We start from the raw sequence: 18,391 nt of genomic DNA, 5'->3' as shown, positions 1-18,391 counted from the left end.
ACGGGTTCCGGTGGAGGGTGTTGATCGTGACTTCTATTACGCGTCGGCCGTGTCCGTCGTAGGGGTAGCGGTAGTGATACGCAACACCATTCCGGTCGGCTGGCTGGTTTCTAGTGTGTCAGGACAAAGCTTCTGTGTTTAGTCGTCGAAGTCTGTTCCTGTGGCTTTAGCTTGGTTGAGGGTTTGTTGCAGGTTGTTGGTGTTGTTGAACAGGTTTGTCAGTTGGGTGTGGAGTGGTTGGAGGGTTTCGGTGGTGCCGATGAGGCTGAACATGCCTGCGTCGCTGTCGAACTCAATGCCGTCGGTGGTGACGCCTGTTTGTCGGAGTAGGTACTTGGCGAGGTTGTCGAGGAAGTAGCCGTTGGGTGTGTGTCCTGCTTGTTCTATGACGCTGATTGCTTCTTCTGGCATGGTGTCCATGGCGGCGAACAGGGTGGTCAGACTGTCGATTTCTGCGAGGTGGAAGAGTGGTTGGTCTTCCTGCTGTGTGTCGGTGGGCATCGTGTCGTGCTCCTGGCTTTCGGTGAAGTCGGGGTGTGCGGGTCGCGGGGTGTCGATTAGTCCGTAGTAGGCGAGTGCGTCTTCAAGGGCGAACTCGATGTGAAGATCCATGAGGAGGCCCGCTGGCATAAAGTAAGTGCCCTCCGGTGCTTCATCGACGATGCCGCCTTGAGGCGGGTTCGTGTCGTGAATGGTGAATTTTATGATTCTTTCGTCCTTGGGAACGAAAGTGCCTAGCCGATCTTCTGGCAATGTTTCAGCAGCTGGAACGAACGCTTGTTCGGCTGGGGCCCAAGGCATGGACATTTGGTAGTAAAAGTAGCGATCGAAGGGGATGGGCACAGGAGCTGCTTTGTCGCGAATCGGAGTGAAGCAGCCTCCCTTTTTGAAATCCTGCTTTCTGATCTCTAGTGGCGGGATCAAGAGTTCGTTGTTTTCGATGAGTGGGTACCAGGTGGTGTCTTTGGGGTCAGATACGATCGCTCGGTAGGGATGAATCATCACGGCGGCGCCGAAGAATGCTTCGGTGGAGGTCGCACCAACAGGGATGTATCCGAGGGTGGTTTTCATCAGGTAGAGCCGTCCAGCCTTCGGGCGGCTGCCTTTGGGAGCGTCGAATACTAGTTTTAGTGCCATGTTCTTAACGTACCTTGCTAGCGAATTGGTCTACCCAGTCCTTGCCAAAAGCTGTTGCTTGGTCATAGAACTCATGTTTTGGGCTCATACTATTTATCTTATTTTCTAGGTTACCTACTTTAGTCGTGGCTCCCGTGGGCTTTTGCATTCCCAGTTTTTCAATTAGGTGTTGCTCGACTCCTCTTGCCTCGTATTTTCCTAGAGCCATGTCTTTATTTAGTACTGTCATTTGGTCTCGGGGTCGAGTGAGCGGGTGACTCAACGCATGCTGCATGGCTCGTAGTCGAGGGTGTTTGGTAATGCCGACGTATGTCGTTTCGCCTGCTTTATTCATGTAGTGGTAGACATGGTGATCTTTGGTGGCATTAGCTTTTTGCCAACACCGCTTTAGCCCGAAAACATCGACCCAGAATGCTGCGTGGTCGACATACCCCTGGGCTGAGGCGAGTCGTGGGGCGAGTCCGAGTGGGTCTTGGGCGTTGTAGGCACCCAAGGCTGGGTTGTAGTAGCGGAAGCGGTTGTACGCCCAGCCTGATTCCGCATCCTCGTACTGACCGGCAAACAACAGCGGGCTGGTGCACCGACCCGCCCACGTGCGCTTGTCATACAACGTTTGGGTTGTGTGTCCCTCCACGGGTTCCGGTGGTGAGGGTTGATCAGTTCCTGTGGCGCACCAGCTAGATCACACGCCAGGTCACCCACCAGAGCGTAGAACGTTCCATCACCTTGGGGTTGGGAGCAACTGGCGGCAGGGATGAAGCGTTTTGGGCATTGTGCCAATCATTCCTTAGCAGAAGTAGGAACCATACCCAGTTCGCGTCATAGGTGTAGGTGGTTCGCCCCATATGTGTTGGCTTGGTGCCCGCGAAGATCATGCTGCCATCACAAGTAATTGCGGTATTTTCCGGCTTTGGATTCTTCTGGCCTGACGATGCCGCGGTGGCTTATCGCCGCTGTTTTGTCGCGGTCTGTGGGTAGTTTGAGTTTGGTTGTGTAGGACAGCAGTGGCGCGGTTGCTGGGAATCCGGTGTTTCCTCTTTTTCGCCAGGCGGAACTAAACCCAGGACGCTTCAAGTCGAGCGCCGCAGATCTCAACTAGCCTTATGAAGTCACGCATTCGGCATCGAGCAATCCCAAGACGTTTGTCATGTGGAGTGAGGTTGCTAGTTGTCGAATTCAATTCCGTCGGCTTGCGCGTTCTTGATGGCTTCGGCGACGGCGTCGGAATTGGTGGCTAGTTTGGTGAGCCAGTGTCGGAGTTCGGTGATGATTTTTCTGTCGCCGGTGATGGTTGAGTTTTCTGCGGAGGCATCGATGGAGAGGTTGCCGTGGTGTTGTTGTGCCCAGTGACTTAATAGTCCTTCCCAGATGTAGCCGTTGGCGTCCATTCCAGTGGCAGTTATTGCTTGTTCGAGAGGGCTGTCAATGACAGAGTTGACGGTCATGCTGTGTTGGCCGGCGAGCTGGCTGTTGGATTCGTTGAGTTTGATGGTGCGGGTGCGCAGGCCGGTGTCGGTGTTGGCGATGAGTGGTTGGTTGAAGGAGATGTCTTCTTCGGGGTAGCTCAGTTCCGTTGGGAGGGGAAGCCCTAGGTGGTAGCAACGGTACTGTTCAAGCCATAAATCTAGGTGGCCGACTGAGTATAGCGTCCACGGAACAGAAAGAAGTTTTCGCTCATTTGCATCGGCCGAACGTGTGGATACTGACTTGATCCACATCTTTAGGGTCCATTGTGCTTTGTCGATAGCGGCGTCCGGGGTGCCAGTAGGAATGGAACCCGTAAATTCGCGGGGGACGAACGCGCACAAGTCAGGTCGGTAAATGGGCGATGAGTCGCGCAGAATATTGGTTGTACGTTCATTCCAAGAAGACGCAGGGGTGAGATTGCCTAAGCGTACGAAGGGTCCGCCTTTGGTAAAGGCGCTCTTTAGAAGAGCAAAGGGAGGAATAATCCACTCGCTGTGTATGCCGGACGGTGTTTGAACACTGGGCAGGCCGAGCGCGGCGATATTTTGCGAATTGTGAGGAACTGAAGTAAGCGATGCAGCTTGGTCGCGGTATTTACTTTTGTGGACCTGAACTTCGACAGCTCCGTGAGATGTTGGCATCGACAGGATGGTGTTGTCGGAAACACGGATGGCCTTCATCGACTCGTCGAATGTCATTAGGTAAGGCATTGATTGTCCTTTCGGTATTAGAAGAACGGGATCGTGATTGCGCTCTTATTGATCATGCCGTTTGCCCAGGCTACAGCACCATTTTTTACATGGGCAGGTGGTGTGCTGCCGATTTGGTTTCGAGCGTTGGCTAGGTTGTTGAGGCCCTTTGAGTCGATTGCGGCCTGTTCGAAAGCGCGAGCTTGACGCCTTGTGAACGAGTCGGCGTCTTTGCTGAGCAAGTTTGTGTCGATATCAGCAATTTCCATCTCCGTAGAGAATTTTTTCCCATGCTCAATGGCTCGCCGCGCCGGATCATTGCTCATACCAATATATTGCATTTCGTTTCTGTTGGGCGTCGGGTGTGAGTAAAGGTAAGAGTCTGTGTTTCTTCCATTGAGCCAGTTGGCTATGTCGGTGGCTTCGTCTGTGGATAGGCCGAGCTTTTGGAATTCAGGCATGGATTGAAGTTCTTTTACCGTGACTTGGTGGCATTGCAGTCCGAGGTAGTCGAACCAGTGTGCTGCGTGGTCGACGTATCCTTGTGCGGATGCGAGGCGTGGGGCTTGGCCGAGTGGGTCTTGGGCATTGTAGGCGCCTAAGACTGGGTTGTAGTAGCGGAAGCGGTTGAAGGCCCACCCGGATTTAGCATCCTCGTATTGTCCTGCGACTAGCAGTGGGCTGGTGTATGTGCCGGTCCAAGTGCGTCCTGTCCAGGTGCGTGTGCCGTAGAGGGTTTGTGTGGCTCGTCCTTCGATGGCACCGGTGGTGGTGTTGATGGCTTCTTTGGCGACGCGTCGACCATAGGAGTCATAGATGTAGCGCCAGCCGACCTGTTTGTTGTCGGAGGAGGTAAATCCGATGGGTTGTTCGTTGGTGGCGTAGAAGAATTCGTGCACCAACGGTTTGCGGGATAGGCGCTTGGTGACGGTGCGTATCACTCGACCGGCGTTGTCGTAGGTGTAGGTGGTTCGCCCCACACGCACCGGTTTGGTGCCGGCAAAGTCAACAGCCGAGTCTGCCGTAGCACTTGTTGTGTTGCGGTTGGCGTGGCTGTTGAGCCTTGCGTGGCCGGTTGTTCCGGTGGCTGGTGACGGCGCGGTAGTTGAGCCGGTCGCGGTGGTCGCGTTGGTTGTGGTTGGTGTATCAGTGTGGAGTTCGGTGAGGACGCCGACCCGACCAAGCCTCTGTACGGTGCCACACGCGGCTTTGGGCTTGCCGATGCCGCTCCGTGGCTCACCGAAGTTGTTCGGTGAACCTTTGGTTCATTCTCGTACCCTAGTTAGTTCTGCTGGAACAGATTCCAAAAATCGGAGAACCTGGTAGCAACTAACTCTTGGATGTCAGACTCGACATCGAGGAAGATGACACTATGCTTTGGGAAGCAACGGTTTGAATAGTTTATCAAGAAAGGGGTTGCGCCGTCTCCTTCGCCGAGCGCAATGAGAGCTCCCCAGTTAGGAATATCCCATTCATCTCGTATATAGAGGGCCTCGTCAGGGGAATCGAGATTGAAATCGTAGCTTTGGGAAGGGCCCCCGAAACCGTTTCCAAACAAAACCTTGACGAGGTGGTCATCAGTTTCAGGACTATTCCCTTTGATGTGGGCATAATCTGGATGAACAAGACCGCAGCAACCACTTTGGACCAATTCTGCATATTTTGGTGGTAGTTCGAATCCGATATTGTGTTCAATTTCTCGGACCCGTTCTGGTGAACAGCTTTGTCCCGGAAATGAGAATACATTCCTATCAGAAACCATCATTTGCCCTTTCCCCAAATGTTGTATCCACCGGTATGACCGACTTTAGAGTTTAGTTCTGTTGGGATCAATTGCATACGTCCTGGTTGCTCATGGTGATGTCAAGAAAGTCCAAATTGTTGGCAATATTCCGCTGAGATGCCCGCAGCCGCATCAAGTATGCTGTCGTGCTGAGCTCGCGACAACTCCCAAGTATTTGGAGGAAGCTGCAGATCCATCGGTTTACCGTCAATTTCATGTATTCATTCGTCAAAGACAGGAAAACCTTTTTCATTGAACGGGAACCCATTTGGATACCGTTTCGCCATTTCGGAGCCGACAGGGAAATGCTTCGTACTTCCGGCGAGATGCGCATTACGGGGAAATTTGCCGTTCGGCAATTCGTCGACCGACGAAGGAATTGTTCGCTGATGAGACATCAGCCCAAGGACGTCTACCCAGAATGCTGCGTGGTCGACGTAGCCTTGGGCTGATGCTAGGCGTGGGGCGAGTCCGAGTGGGTCTTGGGCGTTGTAGGCGCCAAGGGTGGGGTTGTGGTAGCGGAAGCGGTTGTACGCCCACCCTGATTCGGCATCTTTGTATTGTCCTGCGAATAGTAGTGGGCTGGTGTGTGTTCCTGTCCAGGTGCGTGTGCCGTGGAGGGTTTGTGTGGCTCGTCTTTCGATGGCACCAGTAGTGGTGTTGATGGTTTCTTTGGCGACACGCCTGCCGAGACCGTCGTAGGTGTAGCGGTAGCCAACACCGGGAGCATCACTTGAGGTAAAGCCGATGGGTTGTTCACCGGTGGCGTAGTAGAAGTGGGCGTGGGGTGTTAACTATTTTTGTGTTCGACGCCTAGCGCATCCTTCATGAGGAGCATCTTCACACTTGAGGCTACCTCATTGAAGTGGGCTTGCTTTCAGGGTTTTTGGGGTGTCTGCGGGAATGCCCGAGTGACGTGTCTTGTCCTCGGGCTTTGATGTAGGAGATTGTTGTGGCTGGCTGTTGGTTAGTGGGTGAGTGTGCTGCCGTCGGGGAAGTGGATGGTGGTGGTGTCACTGACATCAACAAAGGCTAGGCCTAGTTGGGTGGCGATGGTGTGTGCTGTGTTGTGGCCTTCTTCGGCATCGTCCCAGTCGAAGGCGGTGTAGAGGAAGTCGTCGCCGATGGTGTATTCGGTGGTGGGTTCTTCTGCTTCGTCGTCGTCGAGGTCAATGTCGCTGTTGATGTCGGGGAAGTGTGCTGCTAGTTGGGTGTAGCAGTTGGTGATGGCTGGGGTGGAGCCGGTGGTGGTGGAGTAGTTGCGTGGTTGGTCCCATTGGGTGGCTTTGTTGTACCAGTCCATGAATTCTTGATGGGTGGTGGTTGGGACGGTGGTGGGATCGATGATGAGGATGTCGTAGCTCATGGGTTAGGAGTTGTTTCTGTGGGTGTTGATGTAGTTGGCTAGTTGTTCGGTGACGTTGCGGACGTCTTCGTCGGTGGTGGGTTTGTTGGGCATGTCGGCAATGTTTTGGGGGTTGATCACTTTTCGCCAGTCGGTGGTGTCCAGCATGTGTTGTGCTTTGTCCCATTCCTTGAAGTACAGGAGGATAAGCATCTCTGAGAAGCGGAAATTACTTACTTGCCAGTACTGTCCTGTTTCTATGTTGTGGCGGAAGTCAGGCTCGTCAGTGAGTTCGGCTTCAATTTTGGGCAGGGCTGCGCCGAATTGCTTAAAGAATGCCTCCCAATTGGGGCCGGATCCGGATGGTTCGAAAGGCTCATAACCATGGCTATACGCGTCAGTGAATCGTGAAGGTTTTAGTGCGCTTCCCTTCCTCTTTCCAACGGGTTTGCCCATTTTTGAGTTGGGTAGATGAAGGGATGAATGTAGCTTTGCGAGTTGGGGAAAGCGTGCTGTGTAGATGAATCCGGTGTTGTAGAGGCCTGAGGATAGTTTTATGGGGTCGCCGCTAATATTGATTTCCAAGTATGGTTCGAGTTGTTTGCTCCATGTTGGTTCCTTGGATTTTTCCCTGGTGTAGCCTCTGTCGGCGAACCATGCGTCGGCGTCAGTAAAGAGTTTCGGTGCTGCCATATTTAGTGTTCCTTTTCTATGCGATCCTGTCGAGAAGATTACCAAGCTTAGCCACATCGCTAGGGTTGTCCATATAGAAGGTATGGAATTGGCCCTGCAAAAGGTTTCCACGCTCCTTCTCCTAGATTTACGCGGGTGGTGACCTGCTTCGCACAGTTATCTTCACCCATTCTTTCACGAATGATTGATTCCGCGTTTGCCTCGAATTTTTCTCCGGCGGCCTTGTTCGCGGAAATATGCGACATTAAGCCGAAAATGTCTACCCAGTGTGTTGCGTGGTCGACATACCCCTAGGCTGAGGCTAGTCGTGGGGCGAGTCCGAGTGGGGCTTGGACGTTGTAGGCGCCAAGGGTTGAAGTGTCCGAGGTTTTGTTCCGTTTGAGTAGATGGGAAAACCTGGAGTATGCCAAGACAATTTGACCAGGATGCGAAGGACCGTGTGGCCCGTCTTGTCGAGGACCGTATCTTGGCGGAAAATATGTCGATGCACGCCGTGTGCCAGGCACTCGACCCACAACGTCGGAAATGATCCGGTTCATCGATGAATACCGGAATCGTTTCTCTGTCGAGTTCATCTGTAAGACGTTGAGGAATAACCGAGCTGGTGGGTTCATCACCTCGCGTGGTTATCGCCAGTCCAAGGCCCGAACAACCTGTGGGTGGCTGACATTACGTATGTGCGCACGAAGAATGGCTTTGGCCGCGTTTGTCACCGACGTTTACTCCCGACGGATCGTTGGGTGGGCGTTATGAGATTCCATGCGCACCGTAGCGTTGCCGTTGCAAGCTCTCAACCGGGCGATCGCGTGTGCTGAGGAAATAACAGGTCTCATTCATCATTCGGGTCACGGCTCGCAGTACGTCAGCGTTGTCTACAACGGGCGTCTTGCCCAGCACGAGATTGCCGGTTCCAGCGGAACTGTCGGGGATTCTTATGACAATGCTCTGGCTGAAAACGTTAACGGCTCCTACAAGAACGAGCTAATCCATACTCGCAGGTGGAATGACGTTGTCGAGGTGGAAATCGAATTTTGGGAGCAGCACCCGCCGCAAGCAATAATAGAAATCAAGGCAAATGCCTAGGAACAAACATCGGGACCCTTCATCATGTGGTGCTGGTGGCGGATCGTCATCACGATCGGAATGGTTGGTTGTATCAGCCTGGCCACCATCTGACGGAGTTGGCGCAGTCCAACAGGGTGACTGTAGTTAAGGTGGGGGCATCGGTGGAGGATTTGCCTCAGGATACGGTGGTTCTACCTAGTGTTGATGCGCATTCCACGAGCCGTTCAAGGAATGTTCCTTCTACAAATCCTGAGGATGTTTCGATGTACCACCGGCTCTTGTCGAGGGTGTTTCAGAATCGGCCTTAGCGAAGGGCTTGAAGCTTTTATCTGCTCACTCTTGAATCAAGCCGAGATAATGCCAGCTTGCTCATAAAAATCAAGATAAGGGCTGGCGGTTATGGCAGGGCTGTTTGGTATTGGCTCAAATGCAAATCTGTTTCCTCGGTTGGTTACTTGCGTGTGGGAGTCATCCAGCTCAATAATCTGGGTCATCATTTGAGCAGTAGCCACTTGAAATCTCGTTCCAGTATTAGCAACCTGATCACAGACTTCCATAAGTTTCTGTTTCTGACTTATCCAATTGGTAATGATGGCGTGATGATACTTTTCAGCGAATTGATCATGGATTACTGGTGTTCCGAGTAGCTGTAAATAATTTATTTCACATGATCTCAGCGAGAGGTAGAAGGCGTTGCGAATAGACGTGGATGGAAAGATTGAACAAAATTGCCTAGAGTTCGAGTGCCCAATTTGAAACAAAGGCAAATACTTCTTCATTATCTAGTGTCGAAAAACTTGACTCTTGGTTTTGTGGATCTGCTTCGGTTATTAGATTCCAAGAATCCAATTCTGGGCTAAAGGAAATGCGTATTCGGCGTTGAGAAGATGGAATGCCATTGGTTACGTCGAATGCAAATCGACGGCCTTCCTTGTAAGCATCGGCGGTTAGGATGTGGATTGCCGATCGGATTTCTGCAGAGGTGGATGCATTCAGCACAGTGGAACCATCTGAGATTTGAATTGAAAACTCTGGTGATTCGGCGGAAACTTCGGTTAATTGCTCCGTTCCTTGTCTTGAAGAATAGTTTGGATCGTGGCTCAGCGCATTCCTAACTACGTCATTACGTGACAGTGGAAAATGTACCTTCACAAACTTATTTGAGCTATCAAATTCACTCGAAAATTGGATGTGAATATCTAGTTTTTCAAAATATCCAATGATGTCGTCTGTCGTTAATTGTTTCGCGGATGCTGGGAAGCCCTTGAGTTTGCTGTTTTGCAGGCTGACTCGCCCATTCCACAGCACGTTTGAGACAACCTCTGGTTGGCCACTATCAGGATGGGGAAGTGCCATGGCTGTAGTCGGGTTGGCGAAGCTTCCCTTTCTGATTTCTCCTTGGGGAAGAATAAGTAAACCACCAATTGTCTTGCAGCGCGCGCCGATGAATCGTCGCATTAGTTCCATGAGGGTGGGAACTGTGGGATTGACTGTACTGATCGAAGTGACCCCAGCGCTGCTGTTCAAGTAGTAGACAGGCTCAGTTGTCAAGGAGTCCAAGTCTGCTGGATCAACCGGAATCAAACTAACATCCTTCGAAAAGGACTCAGTTAAGACTTCCAGGGCTGTGTCTTGGTCCCCAGACACGAAAATGCTTGGGTCGCCAAAGCGGAGAGAAAAGTTCACTACATATCTCCTAGTCGAACTGATGCAAGATTACGGTTACGGTTGGGTCATTTGCTTCAGTTCTGATCCTATGAAGCTCACCACGATTGGAACTAACCCTGTCCCATTCTTCTGTGAATCTCTGACCATTTTGAGTGAATTGAAGGTCGGGTCGATTGTATCCCACATGTTGTCCTTGCATATTCACTTGCTGTTGATTGATCCTAATATCAGTGGCTCCTGTCCTCGTTAGTTCTTCATATCGGGCTTGCAGTGCTGCTTGGTGTGATGGTGTATTACCGATTGATCGGACTACCCCATTGGGTGCTGGATCAAGCGGAGGAGGGGCAGTTAAACCTGCCTTTCTAAGAACAGCGTCGTTGGCCATCTGCTGTGTTAGCGAGTCCGTTGAACTAGGAATCGCAGGTTTGAAGGTTCCATCTGTGAATCGATTAGGGTAAACGTCGTGAGGAACTTTGGGCATTCCGAGGCTATGTGCTTCTTTACCACGTAGCCCAAGCATGTCTACCCAGAATGCTGCGTGGTCGACATACCCCTGTGCTGATGCGAGGCGTGGGGCAAGCCCGAGTGGGTCTTGGGCGTTGTAGGCGCCCAGGGTGGGGTTGTAGTAGCGGAAGCGGTTGTATGCCCACCCTGATTCCGCATCCTCATACTGGCCTGCAAACAACAACGGGCTGGTACACCGACCGGCCCATGTGCGTTTGCCGTACAACGTTTGGGTGGTGTGTCCCTCGACGACACCGGTGGTGGTGTTGATCAGTTCCTGAGGCGCTCCGGCTAGGTCACACACCAGGGCGTAGAACGTCGCATCGACCCGCGCCTGGGACCAACCAGCGGCAGGATTAGCCGGAGTCTGGGTGGTGCCACTGGTGCCATTGGTTAGTGCGATCTGGCCGTGTGTCTGGCCAGTAGCAGGGTCAGTGGTCCACACGTAGCCTTCACCTACATGTGCCGGATCGGTGTCGACGGTGGTGGTGACAGCTGCCAGTTGGTTACCGGTGTGAGTGAACACGTCACGGTGGGTAACTTCTCCGGTGGTGGTGTTGATGGTGTCTTTGGCGACACGTCGGCCGAGACCATCGTAGGTGTAGCGGTAGCCGGTGTTTGGTTCATCGGAGGAGGTAAAGCCGATGGGTTGTTCACCGGTGGCGTAGAAGAAGTGATGAACCAACGGTTTCTTGCTGAGGCGTTTGGTCACGGTGCGGGTGATACGGCCAGCCTGGTCGTAGGTGTAGGTAGTCCGGCCGACTTTGACTGGCAGGGTGTTGTGGTAGTCGATGACCCCGTCAGTGGTAGTGGCCAGGACACCTGCTGGGGTGAAGGTGAAGTGTCCCAGGTTTTGTTCCGTTTGAGTAGATGGGAAAATCTGGAACATGCCAAGAAAATTTGACCAGGATGCCAAGGACCGTGTGGTCCGTCTCGTGGAAGACCGCATCTTGGCGGAAAATATGTCGATGCAAGCCGCGTGCCAGGCAGTAGCCCCAAAGCTGGGCGTCTCGTGGCACACGGCGAGGCAATGGACGCAGGCCGCTCGTCGCGAAGGACGTGTTGTGGAATCAATGCCCGAGGACCTTGCTGCAGAAAACGCACGGTTGCGTCGAGAGAATCAAGAGCTGCGGGACACCAATGAGTTGTTGAAAGCCGCCTCAGCTTTTTTCGCATCCGAACTCGACCCAAAACGTCGGAAATGATCCGATTCATCGATGAGCATCGGAATCGTTTCTCAGTCGAGTTCATCTGCCAGACGTTAAACACGCATCGCGAAGGCGGTTTTCTTAGCTCGCGTGGATACCGCCAATCCAAGGCCCGGGGCTTAAGCTCCCGCGCTTTTCGCGACGCTGCCCTAGTAGAGCGCATTACCGAAGTTCATAAACAAAACTACGGTGTCTACGGGATTCGCAAAATGTGGCGCGTGCTGCGCCGCCAGGGCATTGACATTGGACGCGAGCAAACAGCCCGGCTGATGCGCAGTGCTGGACTGTCCGGCAAGGGCAAAGGTGGGGCACCAATCACAACGCGCAAACCCAAGGGTCCGGATCATCGCCCTGACTTGGTAAAACGTGAGTTTAAGGCCCCTGGCCCTAATCGGCTGTGGGTGGCGGACATTACCTACGTGCGCACCCGAAAAGGCTTTGTGTACACCGCGTTCGTGACCGATGTATTCTCCCGGAGGATCGTCGGATGGGCGCTGTCCGATTCGATGCGCACCGAAGCCTTGCCGCTGCAGGCGTTGAACCAGGCAATCGTGTGCGCTAAGGAAACAACGGGCTTGATTCACCATTCAGACCACGGCTCACAATATGTGAGCATCGTCTACAACGAGCGCTTGGCTGAGCACGGTATCGCAGCGTCCACTGGGACGGTGGGCGACTCCTATGACAATGCTTTGGCTGAGAACGTCAACGGCTCCTACAAGAATGAGCTGATTCATAGGCGAACGTGGGCCGATGTCGTCGACGTGGAAATCGCGACGTTCGAGTGGGTGAATTGGTGGAACGAGTCAAGGCTCCACCAGAGCCTGGGCTACCGCACGCCGGCTGAAGTCGAAACCGAATTTTGGGAACACCACCCCAGTCGAGAAATAATGGAAATCAAGGCACAAGCCTAGGAACAAAACCCGGGACACTTCACATGCCTGCTTCACTGTCGAACTCGATGCCGTCGGTGGTGACGTTTGCTTGTCGGAGTAGGTACTTGGCGAGGTTGTCGAGGAAGTAGCCGTTGGGTGTGTGTCCTGCTTGTTCTATGACGCCGACTGCTTCCTTGGGCATGGTGTCCACGGCGGCGAACTGACGCGTCCTGGGCATTGTGCAAATCCTTCCTTAGCAGAGGCTGGATCTAAAGCCGGGACGTTTCACGGATATCGTGGGTGAATACTTTTGGCAAATGGCTAAGAATTGATTCGAAAAGCTTCCGTGGTGGTTGCCCTTATATATACTGCGACGAAGCTGATTGTGGGCCTCAAATACACCGTGCTAGCGGACGCTACCGTGGGCTTTAGAGCCAAGGCGCGTAAATTGCACGAATTGCATTCGCAATCTCGACCGGCACTGTGGTGTCGAGTAGTTCACTGACCAATCTGGCTCCTCTATCGCGAGTTAGATTGAGTTTCTCTGCGCCAAGTCTTTGTGTTCCATGTGTGGAATGAAATGTTCCAGCATCTAGTTGGATCTCGTCCATTATTATCGACGCAGCGGTCTTCTCTGCCTTGGTTGAAGCTGGGTTCTTAAAGGTGAATGTTGCTTTGGAAAAGACTTCGTCTGCTAGGTCTGACCAATTGGTGAGGACGAGGGAATGAACGCTGTTGGGCAGCTGGCACCGGTCTACTGGGATGCCTAGGAAACGGACGTTGTAGACAGCGCAGTCGCGGAGGTCACATCCAAGAAGTTGATTCTGTGATTGGTTCTCTGCGATCGCGAAATTAGCTAGCTTTCCTGAGATAGTGCTGTTTATAAGTCCAAGTGGTGTGTGGTCTTTTTGTCGTCTTCCGTTGATTATGATGTCGCTAAGTGTGCTGCCTTCAATTCTGGAAAACATCGAGACATCTAGTGGTTCTTCGATCTTTTCGACAGTGGTGTTGATGAGGCTGATGTGGTCCCAATCACCGCAAGAACGAAAACTCGGGTTCCGAATAGTGCAATCCTTGAACGAAAGATATGATCCAGAACAGTGATCGAATTCGGTGCGAACAAATGAGCATTGTTCAAGAGTTACGGCCTCAAAGGACATTCCCTGGATTAAGTCATCATCAAATGATTGGTTGCGTTGGACTCCTTGGAGCCTTTGCCGTGGCTTAGACACTTGGCTCTCCGTTGGCTTCGAGGCAGGCGTATGCCCACTCAGTTAGGGTCGGATATTTATTTCCGAACCATTCTTCGTCACCAGTATGGAAATAGCCGCACACAATTTCATCGTCGAGGTGTTGGAGGACAAGGTAGCTGTCATCTCCCATTTCTCCCACGGCAAATAGTTCCTCGTGGCCTGGATAGTCTTCGTGGAATTCGGCGTTGAGGGTAATTGCGCGTTGATCAGGAGAGTAGGGGACTGATAGGGGGGAAAACATTTCGACTCCGACTAAGGTCCATCGATCGCATTGGGTGAATAGCTGTTTGAAGTCTTCTGGCAACCATTCAGGGCAAGATGCAAAGCCTTCCTGAACCTCTTGTAGAGTGCTGCCTTCGCCAAATACATAACTGTCGTCGAAGCTTGCGAAATCATTCAGATTAATCATAGGAAGTCTAAAGCCCTTTCTTGCCAGTACTGTCTTTTCCAGGAGTTGAATGCATTACGGTCCACCGGAGTTACGTCCTTTGGAAACTCACTAGATTTTAACCCGTTGAAGATGTGAAGAGTGTTATGGTTACTCTTATGCATCGTTTGAGTTAATTCAACCAGTGTTGAGTTGTCATCTTGGCCAATGTGGTGCAACTGAATAGATTTACCATCATGTCCCTTTGGCGCTAGACCTCTGGCCATCCGTTCTACGTTAGTTTCACCTCGGTGAACGTGGTTTGGGTCGAACAAATAACCTGAATCACTTTTGTAGACTTTCTTTCCGAGGACATCGTGTGAGGCCCAGCTTCCAATGCGACGGTGTGCCATCAGCCCGAGAACATCGACCCAGTATGCTGCGTGGTCGACATACCCTTGTGCTGATGCTAGGCGTGGGGCAAGCCCGAGTGGGTCTTGGGCGTTATAGCCACCCAAGGTGGGACTGTAGTAGCGGAACCGGTTGTACGCCCAGCCTGATTCCACATCCTCGTACTGACCAGCAAACAACAACGGGCTGGTACGCCGACCCGCCCATGTGCGTGTGCCGTACAAGGTTTGGGTGGTGTGTCCCTCTATGACACCGGTGGTGGTGTTGATCAGTTCCTGTGGTGCTCCTGCTAGGTCACACACCAGGGCGTAGAACGTCGCATCAACCCGGGCCTGGGGCCAGGTGGTGGCAGGGTTAACCGGAGTGTCGTTGGTGTTACTGGTGGTTAGTGCGATCTGGCCGTGTGTCTGGCCAGTAGCAGGGTCAGTGGTCCACACGTAGCCTTCACCTACATGTGCCGGATCGGTGTCGACGGTGGTGGTGACAGCTGCCAGTTGGTTACCGGTGTGAGTGAACACGTCACGGTGGGTAACTTCTCCGGTGGTGGTGTTGATGGTGTCTTTGGCGACACGTCGGCCGAGACCATCGTAGGTGTAGCGGTAGCCGGTGTTTGGTTCATCGGAGGAGGTAAAGCCGATGGGGTGTTCACCGGTGGCGTAGTAGAAGTGGTGGACGTGTGGTGCTAACTATTTTTGCAGTCGACGCCCAGTGCATCCTTCATGAGGAGCATCTTCACACTTGAGGCTACCTCATTGAAGTGGTCTTGTTGTCGGGCTTTTTAGTGGTGGTCACGGTAATGCCCGAGTGACGTGTTTTGTCCTCGGGCTTTGATTTAGGAGATTGTTGTGGCTGGCAGTTGGTTAGTGGGTGAGTGTGCTGCCGTCGGGGAAGTGGATGGTGGTGGTGTCACTGACATCGACGAAGGCTAGGTCTAGTTGGGTGGCGATGGTGTGTGCTGTGTTGTGGCCTTCTTCGGCATCGTCCCAGTCGAAGGCGGTGTAGAGGAAGTCGTCGCCGATAGTGTATTCGGTGGTGGGTTCTTCTGCTTCGTCGTCGTCGAGGTCAATGTCGCTGTTGATGTCGGGGAAGCGTGCTGCTAGTTGGGTGTAGCAGTTGGTGATGGCTGGGGTGGAGCCGGTGGTGGTGGAGTAGTTGCGTGGTTGGTCCCATTGGGTGGCTTTGTTGTACCAGTCCATGAATTCTTGATGGGTGGTGGTTGGGACGGTGGTGGGATCGATGATGAGGATGTCGTAGCTCATGGTTTAGGAGTTGTTTCTGTGGGTGTTGATGTAGTTGGCTAGTTGTTCGGTGACGTTGCGGACGTCTTCGTCTGTGGTGGGTTTGTTGGGCATGTCGGCAATGTTTTGGGGGTTGATCACTTTTCGCCAGTCGGTGGTGTCCAACATGTGTTGTGCTTTGTCCCATTCCTTGAAGTGCAGGAGAATAAACATCTCGGCAAATCGGTGATTCTGACTAACTTTCCAGTATTTACTTGTTTCTACATTGTGACGAAAATCTGGGTCGATCGTGAGTTCAGCTTCGATTTCTGGGAGCGCAGAATCTAATTGGCTAAGAAAAGCGTCCCAATTCGGTCCTGTTCCAGAAGCTTCGAGCGGTTGGTACCCGTCACTCCAAGCGCCTTGTAAGGATGCGACCATGAGTCCTATTGATTTTGCAATTCCAGTGGGGGTTCCCATTTTTGTGTTTTTTAGGTGCAATGCGGAATCGAGTGCATCTAGTTTTGGGAAGCGTGCCCAGAAAAGAACTCGTGTTTCGTACATGTCTTTAGAAATCTTGATTGGGTCACTGGACAGAACGAACTCGAGGTCTGGACCAAGCTCTTTGGTCCAATGCGGATTCCTAGTTCCCTTTCGTATATAGCCCCTTTCGTTAAACCATGAGTCTACATTCGTAAAAAGCTTGGGTGCTGCCATCCTTTGTGATCCTTTCCTACGAAATACTGTCAAGTAGTTTACCTATCTTGGCTACATGGCTTGAGTCATCCATATAGAAGGTATGAAATTGGCCCGTCAAGAAACTACCCTTGCTTGTGCCAAGAGGAGTGGTCTTGTCGGTCCGAGCTGAGCGCATTTCGACGGCTCCTCCGTCCTTGGCTAGTTCGTTTTGGACCAGCTGTTGACCCTCTGTGAGCTTAGCATTGCCACTCTTGATTTCAACGAAGTGGAATTGTTCATCATTGCCCTTGATAATGAAGTCAGCGCGGCTATTCTTCCACGCTCCTTCTCCAAGATTTACGCGAGTGGTGACCTGCTTTGCCCAATTATCGGGTCCCATTTTTTCACGAATGATTGATTCCGCGTTTGCCTCGAATTTTTCTCCGGCGGCCTTGTTCGCGGAAATATGCGACATTAACCCGAAAATGTCGACCCAGAATGCTGCGTGGTCAACATACCCTTGTGCCGATGCGAGGCGTGGTGCGAGTCCGAGTGGGTCTTGGGCGTTGTAGGCGCCCAGGGTGGGGTTGTAGTAGCGGAAGCGGTTGTACGCCCACCCGGATTCAACATCTTCGTACTGACCGGCAAACAACAACGGGCTAGTGCACCGACCAGTCCACGTACGTTTGCCGTGCAACGTTTGGGTGGTGTGTCCCTCGACGACACCGGTGGTGGTGTTGATCAGTTCCTGAGGCGCTCCGGCTAGGTCACACACCAGGGCGTAGAACGTCGCATCGACCCGCGCCTGGGACCAACCAGCGGCAGGATTAGCCGGAGTCTGGGTGGTGCCACTGGTGCCATTGGTTAGTGCGATCTGGCCGTGTGTCTCACCAGTGGCCGGGTCAGTAGTCCACACGTAGCCTTCACCCACACGTGCCGAATCGTTATCCACGGTGGTGGTGACAGCGGCCAGTTGGTTACCGGTGTGGGTGAACACGTCACGGTGGGTAACTTCACCGGTGGTGGTGTTGATCGTGTCTTTGGCAACACGTCGGCCGAGACCATCGTAGGTGTAGCGATAGCCAACACCGGGAGCATCACTTGAGCTAAAGCCGATGGGTTGTTCCCCGGTGGCGTAGTAGAAGTGATGGACCAACGGTTTCTTACCCAGACGTTTGGTCACGGTGCGGGTGATACGTCCTGCATCATCGTAGGTGTAGGTAGTCCGGCCGACTTTGACCGGCAGGGTGTTGTGGTAGTCGATGACCCCGTCAGCAGTAGAGGCCAGCACACCAGCCGGGGTGAAGGAGTAGTTCTCCTGCGCGGACACCCCGGTGGTACTGCCCGGTTGTGCTGGAGTGCCTGCTCGTGCAGGAGTGTGTGTCGTGGTCTGTGGTGGGGTGGTGCCCTGGTCACTGGGGTTGCTGTGGTTGGTGTGGGGTGTGCGTGTCGCACTGGTCGCGCGGCCGATAGCGTCGACGGTGAAGCTGGTGGTACCACGCAGTTGGTCGGTGATGGCAGTGAGGGTGGAGTCGGCTTGCCAGGTGAAGTCACGACCAGCAACAGGGGCTAGCCCGCCAGGTGTTGCCGAATCCAACAGGTTGGTGTGGTCACCGGTGATACGTCCACGGGCGTCGATGTTGACGGTGCGTACCAGGTTGTCGATGGCGGTGGTGGCGCGGTGGCCGCGGGTGTTGGTGGTGTAGGTCAGCTCGGCAAGCACGCGACCAGTGTCGGCGTCATCGGTAGGTAGGCGTAGGGCTGAACCGTCGGTGGTTGCGGTGGTGTGTTGGGTGATGGTGCTGCTGGTGATCTCACCAGCGGCATTGCGTCCGTAGCCGGTGGTGATGGTGTGGTCGGTGGGTAGGGTGAGGTGTTCGCCGGTGACCATGCCCGTGGCGGAGAGCTCAATAGTGTGGCGGGTTTCTTCGCCACTGGCCAGGCGCGTGGTTTCAGCGGTGGCCCGGCCGTAGGTATCGCGGGTGTAGGTGATGGTGGCGGCCGGGTTGGTGATGCTGGTCAGGCGACCGA

Annotated in this window: 18 protein-coding genes and 3 pseudogenes; 2 read left to right on the top strand and 19 right to left on the bottom strand. The window is 53.2% G+C overall.

The annotated features are described in order from the left end of the window. Positions 1 to 138: 138 nt before the first annotated feature. From MHX63_RS10055 to MHX63_RS10020, 9 genes and pseudogenes are all read right to left on the bottom strand, one after another. Positions 139 to 1,137: an Imm51 family immunity protein gene (locus MHX63_RS10055; protein ID WP_239388630.1), complete on the bottom strand. Its 999-nt coding sequence runs from the start codon at positions 1,135 to 1,137 to the stop codon at positions 139 to 141. A 4-nt stretch (positions 1,138 to 1,141) separates the two neighbouring features. After that, positions 1,142 to 1,747 carry an RHS repeat-associated core domain-containing protein gene (locus MHX63_RS10050; RefSeq protein WP_239388628.1) on the bottom strand — a complete coding sequence of 202 codons (606 nt, stop codon included), beginning with the start codon at positions 1,745 to 1,747 and terminating at the stop codon, positions 1,142 to 1,144. 553 nt (positions 1,748 to 2,300) lie between these two features. Beyond that, a complete protein-coding gene (locus MHX63_RS10045) occupies positions 2,301 to 3,302 on the bottom strand; it encodes a hypothetical protein (protein WP_239388626.1) in 1,002 nt (333 codons plus the stop codon). Between the two features lie 29 nt (positions 3,303 to 3,331). After that, complete coding sequence (locus MHX63_RS10040; protein ID WP_239388624.1) at positions 3,332 to 4,273, bottom strand: RHS repeat-associated core domain-containing protein; 942 nt, start codon at positions 4,271 to 4,273, stop codon at positions 3,332 to 3,334. 302 nt (positions 4,274 to 4,575) lie between these two features. Then, on the bottom strand, positions 4,576 to 5,058 hold the full coding sequence (locus MHX63_RS10035) for an SMI1/KNR4 family protein (protein ID WP_239388622.1): 483 nt from the start codon (positions 5,056 to 5,058) through the stop codon (positions 4,576 to 4,578). Next, positions 5,055 to 5,147 (bottom strand): annotated as a pseudogene (locus tag MHX63_RS10540) (HNH endonuclease); the annotation flags it as partial. The gene MHX63_RS10035 and the pseudogene MHX63_RS10540, both read right to left, overlap by 4 nt. 150 nt (positions 5,148 to 5,297) lie before the next feature. Further along, the gene (locus tag MHX63_RS10030; RefSeq protein ID WP_239388663.1) at positions 5,298 to 5,825 is read right to left on the bottom strand and encodes an RHS repeat-associated core domain-containing protein; all 528 of its coding nucleotides are present in this window, start codon (positions 5,823 to 5,825) and stop codon (positions 5,298 to 5,300) included. Positions 5,826 to 6,043: 218 nt separating this feature from the next. After that, complete coding sequence (locus tag MHX63_RS10025) at positions 6,044 to 6,442, bottom strand: hypothetical protein (protein WP_239388620.1); 399 nt, start codon at positions 6,440 to 6,442, stop codon at positions 6,044 to 6,046. Between the two features lie 3 nt (positions 6,443 to 6,445). Further along, the gene (locus MHX63_RS10020) at positions 6,446 to 7,114 is read right to left on the bottom strand and encodes a hypothetical protein (protein ID WP_239388618.1); all 669 of its coding nucleotides are present in this window, start codon (positions 7,112 to 7,114) and stop codon (positions 6,446 to 6,448) included. Between the two features lie 501 nt (positions 7,115 to 7,615). Here MHX63_RS10020 and MHX63_RS10015 point away from each other — a divergent pair. After that, positions 7,616 to 8,140 (top strand): annotated as a pseudogene (locus MHX63_RS10015) (transposase); the annotation flags it as partial. A gap of 771 nt (positions 8,141 to 8,911) precedes the next feature. On the opposite strand, the gene MHX63_RS10010 reads toward MHX63_RS10015, so the two are convergent. Further along, complete coding sequence (locus tag MHX63_RS10010) at positions 8,912 to 9,865, bottom strand: hypothetical protein (RefSeq protein ID WP_239388616.1); 954 nt, start codon at positions 9,863 to 9,865, stop codon at positions 8,912 to 8,914. Between the two features lie 10 nt (positions 9,866 to 9,875). Continuing rightward, the gene (locus MHX63_RS10450) at positions 9,876 to 11,240 is read right to left on the bottom strand and encodes an RHS repeat-associated core domain-containing protein (RefSeq protein WP_304504264.1); all 1,365 of its coding nucleotides are present in this window, start codon (positions 11,238 to 11,240) and stop codon (positions 9,876 to 9,878) included. Between MHX63_RS10450 and MHX63_RS10000 the strand changes: the two genes are divergently transcribed. Then, positions 11,239 to 12,473 (top strand): IS3 family transposase gene (locus MHX63_RS10000; protein WP_239388614.1). Its coding sequence is split into 2 segments (ribosomal slippage): positions 11,239 to 11,530 and positions 11,530 to 12,473, totalling 1,236 coding nucleotides; the frame shifts between segments, so codons are not numbered across the junction. The genes MHX63_RS10450 and MHX63_RS10000 overlap by 2 nt on opposite strands. Before the next feature lie 19 nt (positions 12,474 to 12,492). On the opposite strand, the gene MHX63_RS09995 is transcribed toward MHX63_RS10000, so the two are convergent. From MHX63_RS09995 to MHX63_RS09960, 8 genes and pseudogenes are all read right to left on the bottom strand, one after another. After that, the gene (locus MHX63_RS09995; protein ID WP_239388612.1) at positions 12,493 to 12,672 is read right to left on the bottom strand and encodes an immunity 51 family protein; all 180 of its coding nucleotides are present in this window, start codon (positions 12,670 to 12,672) and stop codon (positions 12,493 to 12,495) included. 190 nt (positions 12,673 to 12,862) lie between these two features. Next, entirely contained in the window at positions 12,863 to 13,666 is an 804-nt protein-coding gene (locus tag MHX63_RS09990; protein ID WP_239388610.1) for a hypothetical protein, read from the bottom strand. Then, positions 13,659 to 14,096, bottom strand: a complete 438-nt coding sequence (locus tag MHX63_RS09985; RefSeq protein ID WP_239388608.1) for a hypothetical protein — start codon at positions 14,094 to 14,096, stop codon at positions 13,659 to 13,661. Before MHX63_RS09985 ends, MHX63_RS09990 begins: the two co-directional genes overlap by 8 nt. Beyond that, on the bottom strand, positions 14,093 to 14,983 hold the full coding sequence (locus MHX63_RS09980; protein WP_239388605.1) for an HNH/ENDO VII family nuclease: 891 nt from the start codon (positions 14,981 to 14,983) through the stop codon (positions 14,093 to 14,095). Before MHX63_RS09980 ends, MHX63_RS09985 begins: the two co-directional genes overlap by 4 nt. Before the next feature lie 69 nt (positions 14,984 to 15,052). Next, a pseudogene (locus MHX63_RS10535) lies at positions 15,053 to 15,103 on the bottom strand (hypothetical protein); the annotation flags it as partial. Positions 15,104 to 15,325: 222 nt separating this feature from the next. Continuing rightward, on the bottom strand, positions 15,326 to 15,724 hold the full coding sequence (locus MHX63_RS09970) for a hypothetical protein (protein ID WP_239388601.1): 399 nt from the start codon (positions 15,722 to 15,724) through the stop codon (positions 15,326 to 15,328). Between the two features lie 3 nt (positions 15,725 to 15,727). Continuing rightward, positions 15,728 to 16,399: a hypothetical protein gene (locus tag MHX63_RS09965; RefSeq protein ID WP_239388599.1), complete on the bottom strand. Its 672-nt coding sequence runs from the start codon at positions 16,397 to 16,399 to the stop codon at positions 15,728 to 15,730. A 16-nt stretch (positions 16,400 to 16,415) separates the two neighbouring features. Then, a partial coding sequence (locus tag MHX63_RS09960) for an RHS repeat-associated core domain-containing protein (protein ID WP_239388597.1) occupies positions 16,416 to 18,391 on the bottom strand: 1,976 nt, incomplete at its 5' end.

Origin of the sequence: Corynebacterium sp. ACRQK, assembly GCF_022345965.1 — a bacterium.
Lineage (GTDB): Bacteria > Actinomycetota > Actinomycetes > Mycobacteriales > Mycobacteriaceae > Corynebacterium.
Note: the sequence above shows the minus strand (reverse complement) of the source record. Positions and strands in the feature narration are given on the sequence as shown.

Excerpts from the sequence above, each read along its gene's own strand:
- MHX63_RS10055 (WP_239388630.1), bottom strand. The coding sequence starts at position 1,137 with ATGGCACTAAAACTAGTATTCGACGCTCCCAAAGGCAGCCGCCCGAAG.
- MHX63_RS10045 (WP_239388626.1), bottom strand. The coding sequence starts at position 3,302 with ATGACATTCGACGAGTCGATGAAGGCCATCCGTGTTTCCGACAACACC.
- MHX63_RS10035 (WP_239388622.1), bottom strand. The coding sequence starts at position 5,058 with ATGATGGTTTCTGATAGGAATGTATTCTCATTTCCGGGACAAAGCTGT.
- MHX63_RS10025 (WP_239388620.1), bottom strand. The coding sequence starts at position 6,442 with ATGAGCTACGACATCCTCATCATCGATCCCACCACCGTCCCAACCACC.
- MHX63_RS10020 (WP_239388618.1), bottom strand. The coding sequence starts at position 7,114 with ATGGCAGCACCGAAACTCTTTACTGACGCCGACGCATGGTTCGCCGAC.
- MHX63_RS10450 (WP_304504264.1), bottom strand. The coding sequence starts at position 11,240 with ATGTTCCAGATTTTCCCATCTACTCAAACGGAACAAAACCTGGGACAC.
- MHX63_RS09995 (WP_239388612.1), bottom strand. The coding sequence starts at position 12,672 with ATGCCCAGGACGCGTCAGTTCGCCGCCGTGGACACCATGCCCAAGGAA.
- MHX63_RS09985 (WP_239388608.1), bottom strand. The coding sequence starts at position 14,096 with ATGATTAATCTGAATGATTTCGCAAGCTTCGACGACAGTTATGTATTT.
- MHX63_RS09970 (WP_239388601.1), bottom strand. The coding sequence starts at position 15,724 with ATGAGCTACGACATCCTCATCATCGATCCCACCACCGTCCCAACCACC.
- MHX63_RS09965 (WP_239388599.1), bottom strand. The coding sequence starts at position 16,399 with ATGGCAGCACCCAAGCTTTTTACGAATGTAGACTCATGGTTTAACGAA.